Raw genomic sequence first — 17,220 nt, forward strand, 5'->3', positions numbered from 1 at the left:
GGCTCCTCAGACCTGCAGCACGGATGAGACGAGCAGCTGGGTATAGGGGTGGTGGGGGTCGTCCAGCACCTGGTCGGTCAGGCCGTGCTCGACGACGCGGCCGTCCTTCATGACCATCAGCCGGTGGGCCAGCAGGCGGGCGACGGCGAGGTCGTGGGTGACCAGGATCACCGACAGCCCCATCTCGCCCACCAGCGTGCGCAGCAGATCGAGCAGGCGCGCCTGCACCGAGACGTCGAGGCCGCCCGTCGGCTCGTCCATGAACATGAGGCGCGGGCCGGTGACCAGGTTGCGGGCGATCTGCAGGCGCTGCTGCATGCCGCCGGAGAAGGTGCGCGGCAGGTCGTCGACGCGCTCCTCCTTGATCTCGACGCGGCCCATCCAGTCGATGGCCTGGTCGCGGATGCCGCCGTAGTGGCGGGCGCCCAGCGCCATCAGCCGCTCGCCGATGTTGGCGCCGGCGGAGACGGCCATGCGCAACCCGTCGCGCGGGTTCTGGTGGACGATGCCCCATTCGGTGCGCACCAGCATGCGGCGGCGCGGCTCCGACAGGCCGTAGACGTCCACCACCTCGCCGTCGCGGGTCTGGTACTCGATCCGCCCGGCGGTGGGGTCCAGGCGGGCCGACAGGGTGTTGAGCAGGGTCGTCTTGCCCGAGCCGGACTCGCCGACGATGCCCAGCACCTCGCCGGGCCACAGGTCGAAGGAGACGTCGGTGCAGCCGATGCGGTCGCCGTAGTGGCGGGCGAGACCGGCGACGCGCAGCAGGGGGCGCTCGTCGCCGGGGGTGGCGGTGTTCTGGTCGAAGGGCATTATTCCGCGGCCTCCTGCGCCTGGGCAGCCTGACGGTCGCCGCAGAAGTCGGTGTCGGAGCAGACGTACATGCGGCCACCCTGGTCGTCGATCACCACCTCGTCCAGGTAGCTTTCGGTGGACCCGCACAAGGCGCAGGCGTGGTCCCAGGTCTGCACCTCGAAGGGATGGTCCTCGAAGTCGAGGCTGTCGACGCGGGTGTAGGGCGGCACGGCGTAGATGCGCTTCTCGCGCCCGGCGCCGAACAGCTGGAGCGCCGGCATGCGGTCCATCTTGGGGTTGTCGAACTTGGGGATGGGCGAGGGCGCCATGACGTAGCGGCCGTTCACCTTCACCGGGTAGTCGTAGGACGTGGCGATGCGGCCGAGGTGGGCGATGTCCTCGTAGAGCTTCACGTGCATGACGCCGTAGTCTTCCAGGGCGTGCATCTTGCGCGTCTCGGTCTCGCGCGCCTCCATCCAGCGCAGCGGCTCGGGGATGGGCACCTGATAGACCAGGATTTGGTCCTCGGTCAGGGGCTTTTCCGGGATGCGGTGGCGGGTCTGGATGACGGTCGCCTCCGTCGTCTTCTCGGTGGTGGCCACGTCGGCGACGGTGGCGAAGAAGCGGCGGATGGAGACGGCGTTGGTGGTGTCGTCGGCGCCCTGGTCGATGACCTTCAGCGTGTCGTCCGGCCCGATGATCGAGGCGGTCACCTGGATGCCGCCGGTGCCCCAGCCATAGGGCAGGGGCATCTCGCGCCCGGCGAAGGGCACCTGATAGCCGGGGATCGCCACCGCCTTCAGGATGGCGCGGCGGATCATGCGCTTGGTCTGTTCGTCCAGGTAGGCGAAGTTGTAGCCCGCCAGGGTGTCGTCACTCGGCCGCATCGGCAGCCTCCTGTCGCTTGTCGTGATCCTTGCGCAAGGTCCGCACGGTGACCAGCTCGCCCTGGAAGTCGACGTAGTGGGGCAGCTTGAGGTGCTGCACGAAACCGGACGCTTCCACGTTGTCGCAGTGGGACAGGACGAATTCCTGGTCCTGGGCCGGGGCCACCAGATCCTCGCCCAGGTCCTCCGCCCGCAAGCTGCGGTCGACCAGCGCCATGGCCATGGCCTTGCGCTCGCCGTGGCCGAAGGTGAGGCCGTAGCCGCGGGTGAACTGCGGCGGCGCCGCCTTCGATCCCTTGAACTGGTTGATCATCTGGCATTCGGTGACGGTGACCTCGCCGATGTCGATGGCGAAACCCAGCTCCTCCGGCACGATCTCCACCGCCACCTCGCCCATGCGGATCTCGCCGGCGAAGGGGTGGGTGCGGCCGTAGCCGCGCTGGGTGGAATAGGCGAGGCCGAGCAGCCAGCCCTCGTCGCCGCGCGCCAGGGTCTGCAGGCGCACGTCGCGGCCGGCGGGGAAGGACAGCGGCTCGCGGGTGATGTCGCCGACGGGGGCGGCGTCGGCCGGCCTCTCGTGCTCGATCAGGCCCTCGTGGTTGAGCAGGTCGGTGACGCGCGGCACCGTCTCGTCCTGGCGCGCCTCGGCGCGCTCCGGCTCGGGCGGCGGCGCGTCGGTCTCGGCGGCCAGCCGGAAGTCGAGCAGGCGGTGGGTGTAGTCGAAGGTCGGGCCGAGCACCTGCCCGCCCGGCAGGTCCTTGTAGGTGGCCGAGATGCGGCGGCGGACCGTCATGCGGGCGGTGTCGATGGGCTCGCTGACCGCCAGCCGCGGCAGGGTGGTGCGATAGGCGCGCAGGAGGAAGATCGCCTCCATCAGGTCGCCGCGCGCCTGCTTGATGGCGAGCGCGGCGAGGTCGCGGTCGTAGAGCGACCCTTCGGTCATGACGCGGTCGACGGCCAGCGTCATCTGTTCCTTGATCTGGGCGAGGCTGAGTTCGGGCACCGCCGCATCGCCCCGCCGCTCGTGGTCGAGCAGGCGATGGGCGTTGTCGATGGCGCGCTCGCCGCCCTTGACGGCAACGTACATGGCGTCACTCCGTGATGCGGGTGGTGCGCGGCAGCGCGGCGATGCGGTCCGGCGCGGCCAGGATGACGTCGATCCCCTGCGGGAACAGCGCCGCGTTGGCCGCCAGCGCCGGCCAGAACTCCGGCGCTAGGCCGGGGGCGGAGACGCGCGCGGTGTCGGCGATGCCGGGGCCGGTGAGGGTGGGCCCGGCGTCCTCGGTCAACGCCGCCACCTGCACGATGACGGTGGTGGAGGTTTCCGGGAACTCGGGCGTGCCGGTGGCGAAGCCGTCCATCTCGCCATCGGCGGGCACGACGGCGAAGGCGCCCTGCCAGCGCGCCTCGACGATGGGGCAGCCGGCGTGGAAGCGCAGCCAGGCCCGCACCGCGGGCGTATCCAGCGCCGGGTCGAGCCACACCGGCGCGTCCAGGTCGGCCAGCGCCAGCAGCACGGCGGCGGCGGCCGGGTTCAGCGGTGGCGGCGGCGTCAGGGCCACCGGCAGCGGCTGGATGCGGCCGGGGAAGGACAGGGCCTTCAGCACCGTGCGGAACACGGCCTGCCCGTCGAGCACCGGGTCGGCGAGGCCGGGGCGGAGGTCGGCAGCGGCGGTCATGGTCAATCCTCCCCGCGCACCATGGTGAAGAACTCGACCCGCGTCGCGGCGGCCTCGGCCACTGTGGCGGCGCGGGCGGCGGCCAGCACCTCGGCCTGCGGCTCGATCAGGTCGTTCAGCAGGCGGCGCCGATGGCGCGGCGTTTGGAGCAGGGCGTCGAATACCGCCGCCAGTTCCGCCTTGCGGCGCGAGCGGCCCGCCACATAGGCGTGGCCGACGGCCCCCTCGGCCGTGCGGACCGAGCAGCGGGTGACCGTCATCTCGCCCATGTTGAAGCGTTGGCCGGATCCGCCGGCGCGGGCGCGCACCAGGGCGGAGCCGATTTCCGGCCGCCGCAGGGCCTCGTAGGCCGGCGGCTCGGGCAGGGCGGCGAAAGCCTCTTCCAGGCGGGGCAGGGGCGTGCGGGCCAGGATGCCCATCCACCGCTGCCGGGCCGCGACGTCGTCGGTCGTCATCGTGATCCTCGACAATCAGAAAATTTGTCTAGACGTCTATATCTGAGCCTTTTATACTCCGCGCCAACCGGAGGCGGCAAGGGCGCATCCGGTGAAACTTCGATGACGAAAACCTTGAAATCTCTGGGGAGACAGAGCGATGGACGACGGCATCGACCGCCGCCGCGGCGCCGGGGTGGCCCTGTGGCGCCAGATCCAGCAGGTGCTGGAGCGCGAGATCGCCGACGGTGCGGTGAAGCCCGGTGAACGCCTGCCGACGGAGTTCGAGCTGGCCGAGCGCTTCCAGGTCAACCGCCACACGGTGCGTCGGGCTCTGGCGGAGATGGAGGAAAAGGGCCTGCTGCGGGTGGAGCAGGGGCGCGGCACCTTCGTGCACGAGCACGTCATCGACTACGCCGTCGGCAAGCGCACCCGGTTCGCCTCCAACCTCATGAAGGTGGGGCGCGAGGCCGGCCACGAATTCGTCCGCGCCGAAGCCGGCGAGGCCGACGGCTCGGTCGCCGAGGCGCTGTCCTTGCGGCGCGGTGCGCCGGTGATCGTGCTGGAGACGGTGGGCATGGCCGATGCGCGCCGCATCTCGTTCTCGACGCAATATTTGCCGGCCGACCGCTTCCCCGGCTTCGACATCGCCTTCCGCGAGACCCAGTCGATCACGCAGTCGCTGGCCCGCTACGGCGTCGCGGACTACACCCGCCGGTGGACCCGTGTCGTCGCCCGCATGCCGACCGCCGCCGAAGCGGACATCCTCCACCAGCCGCGCAACCGGCCGGTGCTGGTGACGGAAGCCCTCGACGTCGACCACGACGGCCGGCCGGTCAACCTGGGCGTGACGCGCTTCGCGTCGGACTGGGTGCAGCTGGTGATCGAGTAGGGTCGGGTCGTCTCGCCCCCAGCGTTCATACCCTCTTCGGCAGTGCGGGCCCTGTCTGCCCAATTCACGGATTGTATCGGCGATTCATCCTTACGGCGTAGGCGGCCCTCTTTTCTCCTCGTGCCGACCCTGTCCGATCGGGTAAGACCGAAAGATTACAGTTTTGTTCCGCTGCCGTGCCCTGTGCGCGGCGGTCGGTTCGCGCACGAGGGGAACTCCATGACCATCGCGAAGCTCGACCTGCGGACCCAGTTGGGTCTGATCGGTGTGGCCGTTCTCGCCGGCTTCGCTGCCGTGGCCGCCATCTATTGGTTCAGTGCCGACCGGGCCGCCGACGTCCGCGCTCGGCAGGCGGCGGTGGTCGGCGATCTCCAGTCGGTTCAGAATGCCGCCGCCGCCGCCCTGCGCGCCCAGACGGCGCAGAAGGACTTCCTGGCGTACCGCAACACGTCGGACATCGACGCCTTCCGCCGGTGGACCGAGGCCGCGGGCTCGGCCCTCTCGGCCGTCGACGATCCCGACCTGCGGCGCGACGCCGAAGCGGCCGCCAAGCGTCTCGGCGACTTCCGCGCTGCGTTCGCCAAGCTGGCCGACCACGCCCGCACCCTCGGCCTGGACGAGACGCAGGGGCTGCAGGGCGCCTTGCGCAGTTCCGTGCACGCCATCGAGAAGCGCCTGACGGAGGCTGCCTCCGACGACACGACCCGGCTGCAGGTCGACATGCTCATGCTGCGCCGGCACGAGAAGGACTTCATGCTGCGCCTCGACCCCAAGTACATCGAGCGCCACGCCGAAGGCGTGCAGGCCTTCGCGGCGACCCTGGCGGCGGCGTCGCTGCCCTTTCAGGCGCGGCAGGACATGAGCGATCTGCTCGCCGCCTACGGCCGCGGCTTCGCGGACTTCGCCGAGGGGCGCCTGATGGTGGAGGCCGACGCGGCAGCGCTGCAGGACATCCTGCAGTCGCTGCTGCCGCAGCTCGACGCCCTGGCGGAGCGGGCGGCGACGGCGGCGCAGGAAGCCGGCCGTCAGCAGGCGGAGAACGAGGTGCTGACCGGGCGCCTCATCACCGGCTCCATTGCCGGCGTGACGCTGGTGGTGGGCGCCCTGCTGGCCGTCATCGCCATGCAGCTGTCGTCGGTGCTGACGCGCATGGGTGCGGCCATGACGCGGCTGTCGGAAGGCGATCTGGACGGCGACGTTCCGGCCCACGGTTGGCGCAACGTGATCGGCCGCATGGCCGGCGCCATGGACGTGTTCCGGCGGAACATGACGGAGGTGCGCCGCCTGGAAGCCGAGCAGAAGGAGGCCGAGGTGCGCGCCGCCGCCGAGCGGAAGGCGCTGATGCAGCGCCTCGCCGACGACTTCGAGACGGCGGTCGGCGGCCTGGTGGCCGGCTTCCGCGGTGCGTCCGAGACCGCCAAGAACCACGCGGTGGAGTTGATCCGCGACGCCGCCGACACGTCGGAGGAAGTCGTCTCCGTCTCCGCCGCCGCCGAGCAGGCGACCACCAATGTGCAGACGGTGGCCTCCGCCGCCGAGCAGCTGTTCGGCTCCATCGCCGAGATCAGCCGCCGTGTGGGCGAGACCTCGAACCTCGCCCGCACCGCCTCCACCGACGCCGCCACGGCGGTGGAGCGCATGCAGTACCTCAACAGCGCCGCCGGGCGCATCGGCGAGGTGGTGACCCTCATCACCGACATCGCCAGCCAGACCAACCTGCTGGCCCTGAACGCGACCATCGAAGCCGCCCGCGCCGGCGAGGCGGGCAAGGGCTTCGCGGTCGTCGCCAACGAGGTGAAGTCCCTGGCGTCGCAGACGGCGCGGGCAACCGACGAGATCGTCGACCAGGTGAAGAGCATTCGCGAGGCGGTGGAGCACTCGGCCGCCGCCATCGGCGAGGTCGCGTCGCTGGTGGAGGAAACCGAAACCTACGCCACCGCCGTCGCCGGGGCGGTCGAGGAACAGTCCGCCGCCACCAACGAGATCGCCCGCAACGTCCAGGAGGCGGCGACGGGCACCCAGCACGTCAGCGCGGCGGTGCAGCGGGTGAGCGTGAAGGCCGACCGCACGCGGACCGCGGCGACCGTATTGGAGCAGGCGTCGGAAAGCCTGTTCGACGACGCCGCGCAACTGGACCTGCGGGTCCGCGACTTCCTCGGCACCATCCGCCACGCCTGAGGCGGGCAGGGGGCGCGGCGGAAGGATCCACCGCACCCCGCAAGGCATCAGGCGCCGTCGACGCGGGCGTTCGCTCGCTTCAGTTCCAGATCCGCCACGTCGGCGTCCAGGATCCGGTCGAGGGCGGAGAGGCGGCTCTTGCAGGCGTTCTCGTCGGCGCTGCACTGGGACGCGGTGGTCGCCTTCGTCTGCTCGTGCCGCACGCGCAGGGCGGCGATCTTCTGGTCGAAGAAGGCGTCGCGCGCCATGGCGCTGGGGAAGGACACCGGCGCGAGCTGCACGGTGACGCTCGGCGGGTACTTGTTCATGGCGCCCGAGGCGGCGTCGATGCCGACCCCGACGATGCCGCCGAAGATGATGTTGCCGAAGGTCATGCCCTCGAACGAACTGGCCAGCGTGCCGGCGCTGGGCTGGTAGCCCTCCTTCTCGCACAGCACCGTGACGTTGTCCTTGGACTTCTCCAGCTGGATCGACCCGGGCGTCGGGTTGACGATGCCGACGATCCCGCGGTTGCTCTCCAGCCGGCAGGACGCGCCAGACGGGTCGGTCATGACCGTGACATTCTGGGAAGACCCCTCGACGATGGTGGAGCAGGCGCCCAAGGTGACCAGCGACAGGCCTGCGAGTGCGGCACGAACGAACATTCGATATTCCCCCAAGAATGGCAGTTGCGGTGCTACCATATCCCAGGGGCAAACGATGCTGGCAATATTTAATCGGTGGGGCCGATGAACGGCGTGTGCCGTTCCTATGTCACGCCGCCGCGGCGGACTCCTCCGGCACCAGCGCGAGGGCCTGTTCCACCACCTCGGGGCCGGCGCCCGGGCGGGGGCCGTTTTCCGACAGGTGGCGGCGCCACGCGCGGGCGCCCTTGCAGCCCTGGAACAGCCCGAGGATGTGGCGCGTCATGTGCTTGAGGTGCGTTCCCGCCGCCAGTTGCTCCTCGATGTAGGGCAGGAAGCGGCGGACGACGGCGTGGCGGCTCTCCGGCTCGTGGGCCGGGTCGCCCCACACCCGCCGGTCGGCCTCGTGCAGGATCCACGGCGTCTCGTAGGCGGCGCGGCCGATCATGACGCCGTCGGTCGGGCCGAGGTGCGTCAGGGCCTCGGGCACCGAGCGGATGCCGCCGTTCAGGACGATCTCGAGGTGCGGGAAATCCTGCTTCAGGCGGTGCACCACGTCGTGCCGCAGGGGCGGGATCTCGCGGTTCTCCTTGGGGCTGAGGCCGCTCAGCCAAGCCTTGCGGGCGTGCACCACGAAGGTCCGCACGCCGGCGCCGGCCACCGTATCGACGAAGCGCGTCAGGTGGTCGTAGCCGTCCAGGTCGTCGATGCCGATGCGGTGCTTGACCGTCACCTCCGGCCCGTCGGCCGGTACGGCCTCGCGCATGGCGGCGAGGCACTCGGCCACCAGCTGCGGCTCGGCCATGAGGCAGGCGCCGAAGCGGCCGGCGCTGACACGGTCCGACGGGCAGCCGCAGTTGAGGTTGACCTCCTCGTAACCCCACTCCGCCGCGATGCGGGTGCAGGCCGTCAGCTCCGCCGGATCGGACCCGCCGAGCTGCAGCGCCAGCGGATGCTCGACGGCGCTGTGATCGAGGAAGCGCGCCGGGTCGCGGCCGTGCAGGATGGCGCCGGTCACCACCATCTCGGTGTAGAGCAGCGTGCGCCGGGTGAGGCAGCGCAGGAAGGCGCGGTCGTGGCGGTCGGTCCAGTCCATCATGGGGGCGACGGACAGGCGGCGGTCGACGCGGCGCGGCGGGAGGATATGGTCGGTCATGGCGGCGAATATAGGCCGGGCGGCGGTGCGAGAAAAGAGCGGGTTGACGCCGTGTTCCACGTGTGTTCTCATTCGCTCACGGGAACATTCCGCGAACTGAACCATCACAGAGGAGACCTGCCATGTCCTTCGCCGTGCTGTTCCGCGAAACCGTCGCCCTGCTGTCCCTGCTCGGCGTCATCTACCTGTGGTCGGTGATCGCGACGGCGCTCGTCGCCTGATCCTGCGCGCGATGTCGTGGGGAACAAAAGGAGATCGACCGCAGCCGCGGCGGTGGCCGGTTCCGTAGGTCCCGAATCGTTGCAATCGGTGCGCCCGCGTCGTATACCGGGTTCCTTCCATGAACACGCGCGTGCGTATTGCGTAAGGGAATTGCGAGATGCCTGGGACCTGGACGCCGGAGAGCTGGAGAAGCAAGCCGATTCAGCAGGTTCCGGTCTATCCCGACGCCGACCGTCTGGCCGCTGCCGAAACCACTTTGCGGGCCATGCCGCCGCTGGTCTTCGCCGGCGAGGCGCGGAACCTGAAGAAGGCGCTGGCCGAGGTCTGTGAAGGCAAGGCGTTCCTGCTGCAGGGCGGCGACTGCGCCGAGAGCTTCTCCGACTTCTCCGCCGACGGCATCCGCGACACCTTCCGCGTGCTGCTGCAGATGGCCGTGGTGCTCACCTTCGGCGCCTCCTGCCCGGTGGTGAAAGTCGGCCGCATGGCGGGCCAGTTCGCCAAGCCGCGCTCCGCCCCCACCGAGGTGATCGACGGCGTCGAGCTGCCGAGCTACCGCGGCGACATCGTCAACGGCCCGGAATTCACCGCCGAAGCCCGCGTGCCCGATCCCGAGCGCATGGTGCGCGGCTACAACCAGTCGGCCGCCACGCTCAACCTGCTGCGCGCCTTCGCGACGGGCGGTTATGCCGACCTGCACAAGGTGCACCAGTGGACGCTCGGCTTCGTCGGCAACAGCCCGCAGGGCCCGCGCTACGAGGAACTGGCCAACCGCATCGGTGAAAGCCTCGCCTTCATGGAGGCCTGCGGCCTGACCGCCGACCGCGTGCCGCAGCTGCGCGAGACCAGCTTCTACACCAGCCACGAAGCGCTGCTGCTGCCCTACGAGCAGGCGCTGACCCGCGTCGATTCCACCACCGGCAAGTGGTACGACTGCTCGGCCCATATGCTGTGGATCGGCGAGCGCACCCGCAACCCGGACGAGGCGCATGTCGAATTCCTGCGCGGCGTCGAGAACCCCATCGGCTGCAAGGCCGGCCCGTCGACCAAGGTGGACGACCTGCTGCGCCTGTGCGACGCGCTCAACCCGAAGAACGAGCCGGGCCGCCTGACCGTCATCGTCCGCATGGGCGCCGAGACGGTGCAGGAGAAGCTGCCGGCGCTGGTGCGCGCCATCAAGAACGAAGGCCGCAAGGTGGTGTGGGCCTGCGACCCCATGCACGGCAACACCATCAAGGCGTCCAGCGGCTACAAGACCCGCTCCTTCGACAGCGTGCTCGAGGAAGTGCGCGGCTTCTTCGCCGTCCACCGCATGGAAGGCACCCACGGCGGCGGCGTCCACTTCGAGATGACCGGCCGCGACGTCACCGAATGCATCGGCGGCGCCCAGGCCATCACCGAAGCCGGCCTCGCCGACCGCTACGACACGCTGTGTGACCCGCGCCTCAACGCCAGCCAGTCGCTGGAGTTGGCGTTCCTCATCGCCGAAGCGTTGAAGGAAGAACGGTCGCAGCAGTTCGCCGCCGCCACCGCCGCGCAGTAATCGCGCGGCGGCCGGCGCCGGCCTCCGGAGGACGGAATGGACGGCACTCAGCCCGATCCGGTTGCCCTGTGGCCCAGCCTGGACGACCTGCCCAGCTGGACCGACAAGTACTTCCGCCGCACCCGCGACGTCGTGCTGAAGTTCGGCGACGCCCAGGTGGTCTACGCGGTCTTCATGCGTCGCCCGGTGCTCTACGCCGGGCGCCTCGCCTGCGAGTGGCTGCGCCACATCACCACGCAGCGCGGCCAGACGGTGGCGATCGACGAACGCTACAAGGAAGGCGAATGGGTCGGCGCTGGTGAGCCGATGATCTACATCCGCGGCTCCTTCGCGGCGCTGGTGGATCTGGAAACCATCTTCCTGCAGAAGCTGGGCGCTGCCTGCGTCGCCGCCTACAACGCCCACGCCATGTGCGAGGAACTGCCGCACGTCGCCTTTCTCGCCATGGACGCCCGCCACTGCGCCGGCACGGAAATGGCCGAGCTGATGGCCTATGCGGCCTCGGTCGGCAGCGCGGCGGCCCGGCGGCGGGTGAACGCCGTCGGCTTCGTCGGCAACGCCACCGACGCCACGGCCCATTTCTTCGGCGAGAACGAAGGCCGCGGCACCATGCCGCACGCCCTCATCGGCTATGCCGGCTCGACGGTGCGCGCCGCCGAGATGTTCCACGAGACCTTCCCGGAGCAGATGCTCATCGTGCTCGTGGACTACTTCGGGCAGGAGATCACCGACAGCCTCGCCGTCTGCCGCCGCTTCCCCGAGCTGGCGGCGCAGGGGCGCATCGGCGTGCGGCTCGATACCCACGGCGGCAGGTACGTGGAAGGGCTCGACACCCAGGCCAGCTACGAGGTGCTGGAGCGCAACGCGCCCAAGGCCATCCGCGGCTACCGCACGGAGACGGAGCTGAAGCACCTGATCGGCACCGGCGTCTCGGCCGCGGCCATCTGGTACACGCGCGAACGGCTCAACGCCGCCGGCTTCCCCAATGTGAAGATCGTCGCGTCGTCGGGCTTCTCGCCGGCCAAGTGCCAGGTGATGGCGCTCGCCAACGCGCCCATCGACGTCATCGGCACCGGCAGCTACCTGCCGAGCGAATGGGGCGAAACCTACGCCACCGCCGACATCGTCGAGTACGACGGGGAATCGCGCGTGAAGGTGGGCCGCGAGTTCCTGCTGCGCGACCGCGCCCGCACGCCCGCCGGCAATGGCAACGGCAACGGCAACGGCAACGGCCGCTGAGGCCGCCAGCGCGGTCGTCGGGGTCGGCCGGTTGCCGACGCCGCTGGGTGATCTCGTCGTCGCCTGGAGCGGCGCAGCGCTGGTGGTCGCGGACTTCGCCGACAGCGGCCTTCGCCTCGACGGGCTGATCGGCAAGGCATTCAAGAACAAGCCGCAGGAGCTTGATGTTCCTGCGGTTTTTCGTGACCGGTTCACGCGCTACTTCAACGGGGAAATCGCGGCCTTGGACGGGGTGCCGGTGGCGCCCGTGGGTACGCCGTTCCAACTCGCCATGTGGCGCGGCCTGCGCGCCGTGCCGCCGGGCGAGCGCCTGACCTACGGAGCCATGGCGGCGCGGCTCGGGCTGTCGGCGACGGCGGCGCGGGCGGTGGGCCGGGCCAATGCGCTCAACCCCATCAGCGTGGTAATCCCGTGCCACCGCCTCACCGGCGCCGACGGAACGCTCACCGGCTATGCGGGAGGCCTGCATCGCAAGGCCTGGTTGCTGCGCCACGAGGGCCGCTTGGTCTGAGGCCGCCGCTGCTCAGGCGGCGGCGCCGGGCACGTCGCGGCGCGCGGCCAGATTGCCGAGCAGGGCGCGCAGCGCTGCCACCGCCTCGCCGCCGTAGTCCTCCGACAGGCGGCCTTCCCCGCCGGGCTGGGCCAGCGTCAGGCAGAGGTCGCCGTAGAGGGCGTCCAGCAGCAGGACGGCGCGGTCGGGGGTGCAATGCCAGTCCGGTTCGGCGTCTTCCTCGTAGCGCGGCGGCCGGTGGTTGTCGATCACCATGCACAGCCAGTCGAGCCGCCGATCGAAGTCGCCGAAGTGCTCGGCGGCGCCCATCAGGGTGGCGCGCACGAGGCGCGTCATCAGCGGGTCGCGGGCGAGGACGTCCCAGTCGGTGTTGCCGGCGGTGCGGGCGCGGTGAGCGGTCAGCAGGTTGGCGGCCAGCAGGCGACGCTCCGCCATGTGCTCTTCACCGGCCATCATGGTCAGGGCCTTCATGAGGCCGCGGATGAGGCGGCGCGACAGCGGGGCGCCGTGCAGCCGGCCGTCGTCGCCGGGGCGGTGCGGCAGCAGGTCGGCGAAGGCGCGGGCCAGCACGCGCTCGAAGGCCATGTGACGCCTGGCGTCGAACAGGGCGGTGCTGCCGTCGCCGATCTCGTCGGCGAGGTCGGCGGCCAGCCGGGCGAGGGTGGCGAGCGAAACGGTGGCACCGTCGCCCTCGGTTGCCGCGGCGGCGGCGGCGCGGCTCAGGAAGGCGCGGATGTGGGCGGCGCATGGGCCGGAAACGCCCAACTCCGGGCGGAACGGTACGGTCTGCATGAAATGATCCCCCAGGACATGCGATCCCTTCGCCCTGGGGTTTAGCAATGGCGGCGGCCATATACGCCGTTCGAATGAACGGGGCGCCAGCAGCCGCCGTCGCGCTCAGGCCGGCTGCATCGCCGGGTGCCCGACATCCGCCAGCAGATCCTGCACTGCCGCCATGTCGGCCTCGGTGAAACGCTCGCGCAGGCCGAGGCCGCCATCGCTCGCCAGGGCGAGGCGGAAGGGCTCGTAGAGGGCGCGCAGCATGGCGTCCACCGCCTCCGGGGTGCAGCGCCAGGCCGGATCGCGGTCCTCACGCAGGGGGGCGGTCAGGTGGTTGTTGATGACCAGGCACAGCCAGTCGCGGCGGCGCGCGTAGGGCCGGAAGTGCCGGGCACAGGCCACCAGCACCTCGGCCACCAGCGCCCGTGCGTCGTCGGAAGCGGCCAGGTCGCTCCACTCCACGAGGCCGAGGCGCTCCTCCCGATGACGGGCGAGCATGGTGGCGGCGGTGCGGCTGCAGCGCTCCATGGTCTCGACGCCGACCATCATGGTGAGCGCCGTCATGAAGCCGGGGATGAGGCGGCGCGACAGGGGCGCCGCGCCGGAGGCGGTGCCGTCGTCGCCGAAGCGCTTGGGAAACAGGTGACTGAAGCGCCGCGTCAGCAGGCGTTCGAAGGTGCGGAAGCGACGGTCTTCCCACAGGATGGTGTCGTGCAGGCGCAGGCAGTCGGCCGGGGCGGGCGTCGCCACCCGGGTATCGGCGAGGAAGCTCTCGGCCAGCCGGCGCAGGCGCAGCATGTCGAAACAGCCGTCGTCGGGGCCGCCGCTCGCTTCCACCTGCAGGTGGTCGAGGAAGGCCGTCAGAAGGCGGCGGTTCATGGAAAGCGGGCACCCGCGCTCCTCGGCAAGCCCCTCGGGCGACGGCACGGCGGCCATGGACGGTCTCCACCAGGAATTTAGGGTTATTACGGGCAGCCTACACGGCTTTGGCCGCAGGGGCGATAGCCTGAACCGCATGCGACGAAAGTCCAGGGTTGGCGCCGCCCGTCGTCGCGACAGATCCCGCCGCCGCGCCCCGGCGTTGACACGAACGAGCGCCGCCCATAGCTTCCCTGCCAGTCTTTCCCTGGGGTCCGCGTCCCATGACCGATGCCGCCGCCGCCCGCCTGTCCGTCCTGCTGGCGCAGATGAACCCAACCGTCGGCGACATCGCCGGCAACGTGGAGCTCATCCGCCGCACCCTCGACCGCGCGCAAGCGGCCGGTGCCGACCTGGTGGTGACGCCGGAACTGAGCATCTGCGGCTATCCGCCGGAGGACCTGGTCTACCGCCGTGCCTTCCTGGAGGAGGTGGAGCGCGGCGTCGAGGCGCTCGCCGAGGAAACCATCGGCCGCCCCGCCATCCTCATCGGCGCGCCGTGGCGCATGGAGCTGGGCGTGGTCAACGCCGTCCTGCTGCTGGCCGACGGCGGCGTGCAGGCGGTGCGGGCCAAGTGCCACCTGCCCAACTACGGCGTCTTCGACGAGCAGCGCGTCTTCGTGCCCGGCCCGCTGCCGGAGCCCATCACCTGGAAGGGCCTGCGCCTCGGCGTCCTGGTGTGCGAGGACATGTGGTATCCCGACGTGGCGGGCCATCTGCGCGCCACGGGGGCCGACATGCTGATCGTCCCCAACGGCTCGCCCTTCGAGGTCGACAAGCACGAGGTGCGCCTCAACCACGCCGTCGCCCGCGTGTCGGAAACCGGCTTGCCGCTGGTCTACGTCAACCAGGTCGGCGGCCAGGACGAGCTGGTGTTCGACGGCGGCAGCTTCGTGGTGAACGCCGACTACGCCCTGGCCGCCCGCGCCGCCAGGTGGGCCGAGGACGACCTGCTCACGCAGTGGACCAAGAGCGCCCGCTTCGGCACCTGGAACGTCGACTCCGCCCGCATCGAGCCGCAGCTCGACCGCTGCGAGGAGATCTACAACGCCATGGTGCTCGGCACCCGCGACTACGTGGGCAAGAACGGTTTCCCGGGCGTCATCCTCGGGCTGTCGGGCGGCATCGACAGTGCGCTGGCCGCCGCCGTGGCGGTCGACGCCCTGGGGCCGGAGAAGGTGCGCTGCGTCATGATGCCGTCGCCCTATACCAGCACCCACAGCCTGGAGGACGCGGGCGCCATCGCCCAGGCGCTGGGGGTCCGCTACGACACCGTCGGCATCGGCCCGGCCATGGAGGCCTTCGACGCCATGCTCGGCGGCTTGTTCGGGGGCACGGCACCGGGCATCACCGAAGAAAACATTCAGTCGCGCACCCGCGGCGTCATCCTGATGGCGCTGTCCAACAAGTTCGGCCCGATGGTTCTCTCGACCGGCAACAAGTCGGAGATGAGCGTCGGCTACGCCACCCTCTACGGCGACATGAACGGCGGCTACAACCCGCTGAAGGACGTCTACAAGACCGACGTCTTCGCCGTCTGCCGCTGGCGCAACGCCCACAAGCCGGCCGGCGCGCTCGGCCCCGACGGCCCGGTCATGCCCGACCGCGTCATCACCAAGCCGCCGTCGGCGGAACTGCGCGAGGACCAGAAGGACGAGGACAGCCTGCCGCCCTACGACGTGCTCGACGCCATCCTGCGCGGCCTCAACGAGGATCAGAAGGGCGTGCGTGAGCTGGTGGCCGACGGCTACGACGCCGAGGTGGTCGAGAAGGTCTGGACGCTGCTGAACCGGGCGGAGTACAAGCGCCGCCAGGCGCCGCCCGGCGTCAAGATCACGCGGCTGGCCTTCGGGCGCGACCGCCGCTACCCCATCACCAACCGTTACAAGTGACGGCCGCCGCATCCCGCGGCAGCGTCCCGAGACACCGGAAAGCATGACCCTTCGCGTACGCTTCGCGCCGAGCCCGACCGGCGACCTGCACGTCGGCAACGTCCGTGTGGCGCTGGTCAACTGGCTGCTCGCCCATGGCGCGGCCGGCGGTGCCTTCGTCCTGCGGTTCGACGACACCGACGCCGACCGCTCCCGCCCCGAATACGTCGACGGCATCCGCCGCGACCTGACGTGGCTCGGCCTGCGGTGGGACGAGGAACACTTCCAGTCGCAGCGCCTCGACGCCTACGACGCCGCCTTCGAGCGGCTGCGGGCGGCCGGGCGCATCTACCCCTGCTGGGAGACGCCCGAGGAGCTGGACTTCAAGCGCAACCGCCTGCGTGCCCGCGGCCTGCCGCCGGTCTACGACCGCTCGGCCCTGCGCCTGAGCGAGGCGGAGCGGGCGGCGCTGGAGGCGGAGGGGCGCCGGCCGCACTGGCGCTTCCTGCTGGAGGCCGAGGACGTGGCGTGGGACGACCGCGTGCGCGGCGCCTGCCACTACCAGGCCGGCAGCATCTCCGACCCCGTCGTGCGGCGCGAGGACGGCACCTACCTCTACATGCTGCCGTCGGTGGTGGACGACGTCGCCATGGGCATCACCGACGTGGTGCGCGGCGAGGATCACGTCACCAACACGGCGGTGCAGATCCAGATGTTCCGCGCGCTGGGGGCGGAGCCGCCGCGCTTCGCCCACCTGCCGCTGCTGGTCGACGCCGAAGGGAAGGGCCTGTCCAAGCGCCTCGGCAGCCTGTCCATGGCCGATCTGCGGGCCGAGGGCATCGAGCCGGCGGCCGTGGCCGCGCTGCTCGCCCGCCTCGGTACCGCCGACCCGGTGGTGCCGGTGCAGGGGCTGGCGGAACTGGCGGCGGCCTTCGACATGGGCCGCTTCGGCCGTGCCGCCGCGCGCTTCGATCCGGCAGAGTTGCGCAGCCTCAACGCCGCCGTGCTGCACGGCATGCCGTTCAGCGCCGCCGGGCCGCGTCTGGTGGCGCTGGGCGTCGCCACCGCCCAGGCGGAGGCGTTCTGGGAGGTCGTGCGCCCCAACATCGCCCGTTTCGCCGATGCGTACCAGTGGTGGCGGGTGGTCGTCGGCCCGGTGACTCCGGTCATCGCCGACGAGGATCGCACCTTCGCCGCCGACGCCGTCGCCGACCTGCCGGCCGAACCGTGGGACGCGACGACGTGGAGCGCCTTCAGCGGCGCGGTGAAGGCGCGCACGGGCCGCAAGGGCAAGGCGCTGTTCCAGCCGCTGCGACTCGCGCTGACGGGGCTGGACCATGGGCCGGAACTCAAGGGCCTGCTGCCGCTCATGGGTCGCGCCCGCGCCGCCGCCCGCCTGTCCGGGCGCACCGCCTGACACCGCGGCGTGGTTCGCCCGGCGCCTTGGATGCTACTCGCAGCCATGCCCGCCGATGCAGTGGGGTCAATACGACGA

At 70.8% G+C, this 17,220-nt stretch carries 16 protein-coding genes; 7 read left to right on the forward strand and 9 right to left on the reverse strand.

Annotated features, from left to right (window positions below):
• Window positions 1-6: 6 nt before the first annotated feature.
• Genes phnK through phnG form a run of 5 tightly spaced genes read right to left on the reverse strand, consistent with a single transcriptional unit; the run spans window position 7 to window position 3,816 of the window.
• Window positions 7-813: a phosphonate C-P lyase system protein PhnK gene (gene phnK, locus CRP50_RS09145; RefSeq protein ID WP_097278778.1), complete on the reverse strand. Its 807-nt coding sequence runs from the start codon at window positions 811-813 to the stop codon at window positions 7-9.
• Window positions 813-1,682 carry an alpha-D-ribose 1-methylphosphonate 5-phosphate C-P-lyase PhnJ gene (locus tag CRP50_RS09150; protein WP_097278780.1) on the reverse strand — a complete coding sequence of 290 codons (870 nt, stop codon included), beginning with the start codon at window positions 1,680-1,682 and terminating at the stop codon, window positions 813-815. Before CRP50_RS09150 ends, phnK begins: the two co-directional genes overlap by 1 nt.
• Window positions 1,669-2,769: a carbon-phosphorus lyase complex subunit PhnI gene (locus CRP50_RS09155; protein ID WP_097278781.1), complete on the reverse strand. Its 1,101-nt coding sequence runs from the start codon at window positions 2,767-2,769 to the stop codon at window positions 1,669-1,671. The genes CRP50_RS09150 and CRP50_RS09155 overlap by 14 nt, the downstream gene beginning before the upstream one ends.
• 4 nt (window positions 2,770-2,773) lie before the next feature.
• Window positions 2,774-3,361, reverse strand: coding sequence for a phosphonate C-P lyase system protein PhnH (gene phnH, locus CRP50_RS09160; RefSeq protein ID WP_097278783.1), 588 nt, complete (start codon window positions 3,359-3,361; stop codon window positions 2,774-2,776).
• Between the two features lie 2 nt (window positions 3,362-3,363).
• Window positions 3,364-3,816, reverse strand: a complete 453-nt coding sequence (phnG, locus tag CRP50_RS09165; RefSeq protein ID WP_097278785.1) for a phosphonate C-P lyase system protein PhnG — start codon at window positions 3,814-3,816, stop codon at window positions 3,364-3,366.
• 139 nt (window positions 3,817-3,955) lie between these two features.
• Here phnG and phnF point away from each other — a divergent pair, with 139 nt between their 5' ends.
• Together phnF and CRP50_RS09175 are read left to right on the forward strand one after the other, a co-directional pair.
• On the forward strand, window positions 3,956-4,687 hold the full coding sequence (gene phnF, locus CRP50_RS09170) for a phosphonate metabolism transcriptional regulator PhnF (RefSeq protein WP_097278788.1): 732 nt from the start codon (window positions 3,956-3,958) through the stop codon (window positions 4,685-4,687).
• 219 nt (window positions 4,688-4,906) lie between these two features.
• A complete protein-coding gene (locus CRP50_RS09175; protein ID WP_097278790.1) occupies window positions 4,907-6,865 on the forward strand; it encodes a methyl-accepting chemotaxis protein in 1,959 nt (652 codons plus the stop codon).
• Window positions 6,866-6,912: 47 nt separating this feature from the next.
• Here the strand turns inward: CRP50_RS09175 and CRP50_RS09180 are convergent, their stop codons facing one another.
• On the reverse strand, window positions 6,913-7,416 hold the full coding sequence (locus CRP50_RS09180; protein WP_141415096.1) for a hypothetical protein: 504 nt from the start codon (window positions 7,414-7,416) through the stop codon (window positions 6,913-6,915).
• A gap of 202 nt (window positions 7,417-7,618) precedes the next feature.
• On the reverse strand, window positions 7,619-8,644 hold the full coding sequence (gene dusA / locus CRP50_RS09185) for a tRNA dihydrouridine(20/20a) synthase DusA (RefSeq protein ID WP_097278969.1): 1,026 nt from the start codon (window positions 8,642-8,644) through the stop codon (window positions 7,619-7,621).
• 379 nt (window positions 8,645-9,023) lie between these two features.
• On the opposite strand from dusA, the gene CRP50_RS09190 reads away from it, so the two are divergent.
• From CRP50_RS09190 to CRP50_RS09200, 3 genes are read left to right on the forward strand one after another with little or no spacing between them, the layout of a single operon-like run.
• Complete coding sequence (locus CRP50_RS09190) at window positions 9,024-10,406, forward strand: class II 3-deoxy-7-phosphoheptulonate synthase (RefSeq protein ID WP_097278793.1); 1,383 nt, start codon at window positions 9,024-9,026, stop codon at window positions 10,404-10,406.
• A gap of 36 nt (window positions 10,407-10,442) precedes the next feature.
• Window positions 10,443-11,645 carry a nicotinate phosphoribosyltransferase gene (locus CRP50_RS09195; protein WP_097278795.1) on the forward strand — a complete coding sequence of 401 codons (1,203 nt, stop codon included), beginning with the start codon at window positions 10,443-10,445 and terminating at the stop codon, window positions 11,643-11,645.
• Between the two features lie 31 nt (window positions 11,646-11,676).
• Window positions 11,677-12,156, forward strand: coding sequence for a methylated-DNA--[protein]-cysteine S-methyltransferase (locus CRP50_RS09200; protein WP_245913416.1), 480 nt, complete (start codon window positions 11,677-11,679; stop codon window positions 12,154-12,156).
• Window positions 12,157-12,168: 12 nt separating this feature from the next.
• Here the strand turns inward: CRP50_RS09200 and CRP50_RS09205 are convergent, their stop codons facing one another.
• Both CRP50_RS09205 and CRP50_RS09210 read right to left on the reverse strand, forming a co-directional pair.
• Window positions 12,169-12,948 (reverse strand): hypothetical protein, encoded by a 780-nt coding sequence (locus CRP50_RS09205; protein WP_097278797.1) that lies wholly within the window; start codon window positions 12,946-12,948, stop codon window positions 12,169-12,171.
• A gap of 105 nt (window positions 12,949-13,053) precedes the next feature.
• Window positions 13,054-13,872, reverse strand: a complete 819-nt coding sequence (locus CRP50_RS09210) for a hypothetical protein (RefSeq protein WP_097278798.1) — start codon at window positions 13,870-13,872, stop codon at window positions 13,054-13,056.
• Window positions 13,873-14,078: 206 nt separating this feature from the next.
• On the opposite strand from CRP50_RS09210, the gene CRP50_RS09215 reads away from it, so the two are divergent.
• Window positions 14,079-15,746, forward strand: a complete 1,668-nt coding sequence (locus CRP50_RS09215) for an NAD+ synthase (RefSeq protein ID WP_097278799.1) — start codon at window positions 14,079-14,081, stop codon at window positions 15,744-15,746.
• A gap of 43 nt (window positions 15,747-15,789) precedes the next feature.
• Entirely contained in the window at window positions 15,790-17,142 is a 1,353-nt protein-coding gene (gene gltX, locus CRP50_RS09220) for a glutamate--tRNA ligase (RefSeq protein ID WP_097278800.1), read from the forward strand.
• Window positions 17,143-17,220 lie beyond the last annotated feature (78 nt).

This window comes from Caenispirillum bisanense, from assembly GCF_900230255.1.
Taxonomy (GTDB): domain Bacteria; phylum Pseudomonadota; class Alphaproteobacteria; order Rhodospirillales; family Rhodospirillaceae; genus Caenispirillum; species Caenispirillum bisanense_A.

What these genes read in the sequence shown, in the direction of transcription:
- CRP50_RS09205 (WP_097278797.1), bottom strand. Translation starts at nt 12,948, where the DNA reads ATGCAGACCGTACCGTTCCGCCCGGAGTTGGGCGTTTCCGGCCCATGC.
- CRP50_RS09190 (WP_097278793.1), top strand. Translation starts at nt 9,024, where the DNA reads ATGCCTGGGACCTGGACGCCGGAGAGCTGGAGAAGCAAGCCGATTCAG.
- gltX (WP_097278800.1), top strand. Translation starts at nt 15,790, where the DNA reads ATGACCCTTCGCGTACGCTTCGCGCCGAGCCCGACCGGCGACCTGCAC.
- dusA (WP_097278969.1), bottom strand. Translation starts at nt 8,644, where the DNA reads ATGACCGACCATATCCTCCCGCCGCGCCGCGTCGACCGCCGCCTGTCC.
- phnK (WP_097278778.1), bottom strand. Translation starts at nt 813, where the DNA reads ATGCCCTTCGACCAGAACACCGCCACCCCCGGCGACGAGCGCCCCCTG.
- CRP50_RS09180 (WP_141415096.1), bottom strand. Translation starts at nt 7,416, where the DNA reads ATGACCGACCCGTCTGGCGCGTCCTGCCGGCTGGAGAGCAACCGCGGG.
- phnH (WP_097278783.1), bottom strand. Translation starts at nt 3,361, where the DNA reads ATGACCGCCGCTGCCGACCTCCGCCCCGGCCTCGCCGACCCGGTGCTC.
- phnF (WP_097278788.1), top strand. Translation starts at nt 3,956, where the DNA reads ATGGACGACGGCATCGACCGCCGCCGCGGCGCCGGGGTGGCCCTGTGG.
- CRP50_RS09210 (WP_097278798.1), bottom strand. Translation starts at nt 13,872, where the DNA reads ATGGCCGCCGTGCCGTCGCCCGAGGGGCTTGCCGAGGAGCGCGGGTGC.
- CRP50_RS09215 (WP_097278799.1), top strand. Translation starts at nt 14,079, where the DNA reads ATGACCGATGCCGCCGCCGCCCGCCTGTCCGTCCTGCTGGCGCAGATG.
- CRP50_RS09150 (WP_097278780.1), bottom strand. Translation starts at nt 1,682, where the DNA reads ATGCGGCCGAGTGACGACACCCTGGCGGGCTACAACTTCGCCTACCTG.
- CRP50_RS09175 (WP_097278790.1), top strand. Translation starts at nt 4,907, where the DNA reads ATGACCATCGCGAAGCTCGACCTGCGGACCCAGTTGGGTCTGATCGGT.
- phnG (WP_097278785.1), bottom strand. Translation starts at nt 3,816, where the DNA reads ATGACGACCGACGACGTCGCGGCCCGGCAGCGGTGGATGGGCATCCTG.
- CRP50_RS09155 (WP_097278781.1), bottom strand. Translation starts at nt 2,769, where the DNA reads ATGTACGTTGCCGTCAAGGGCGGCGAGCGCGCCATCGACAACGCCCAT.
- CRP50_RS09195 (WP_097278795.1), top strand. Translation starts at nt 10,443, where the DNA reads ATGGACGGCACTCAGCCCGATCCGGTTGCCCTGTGGCCCAGCCTGGAC.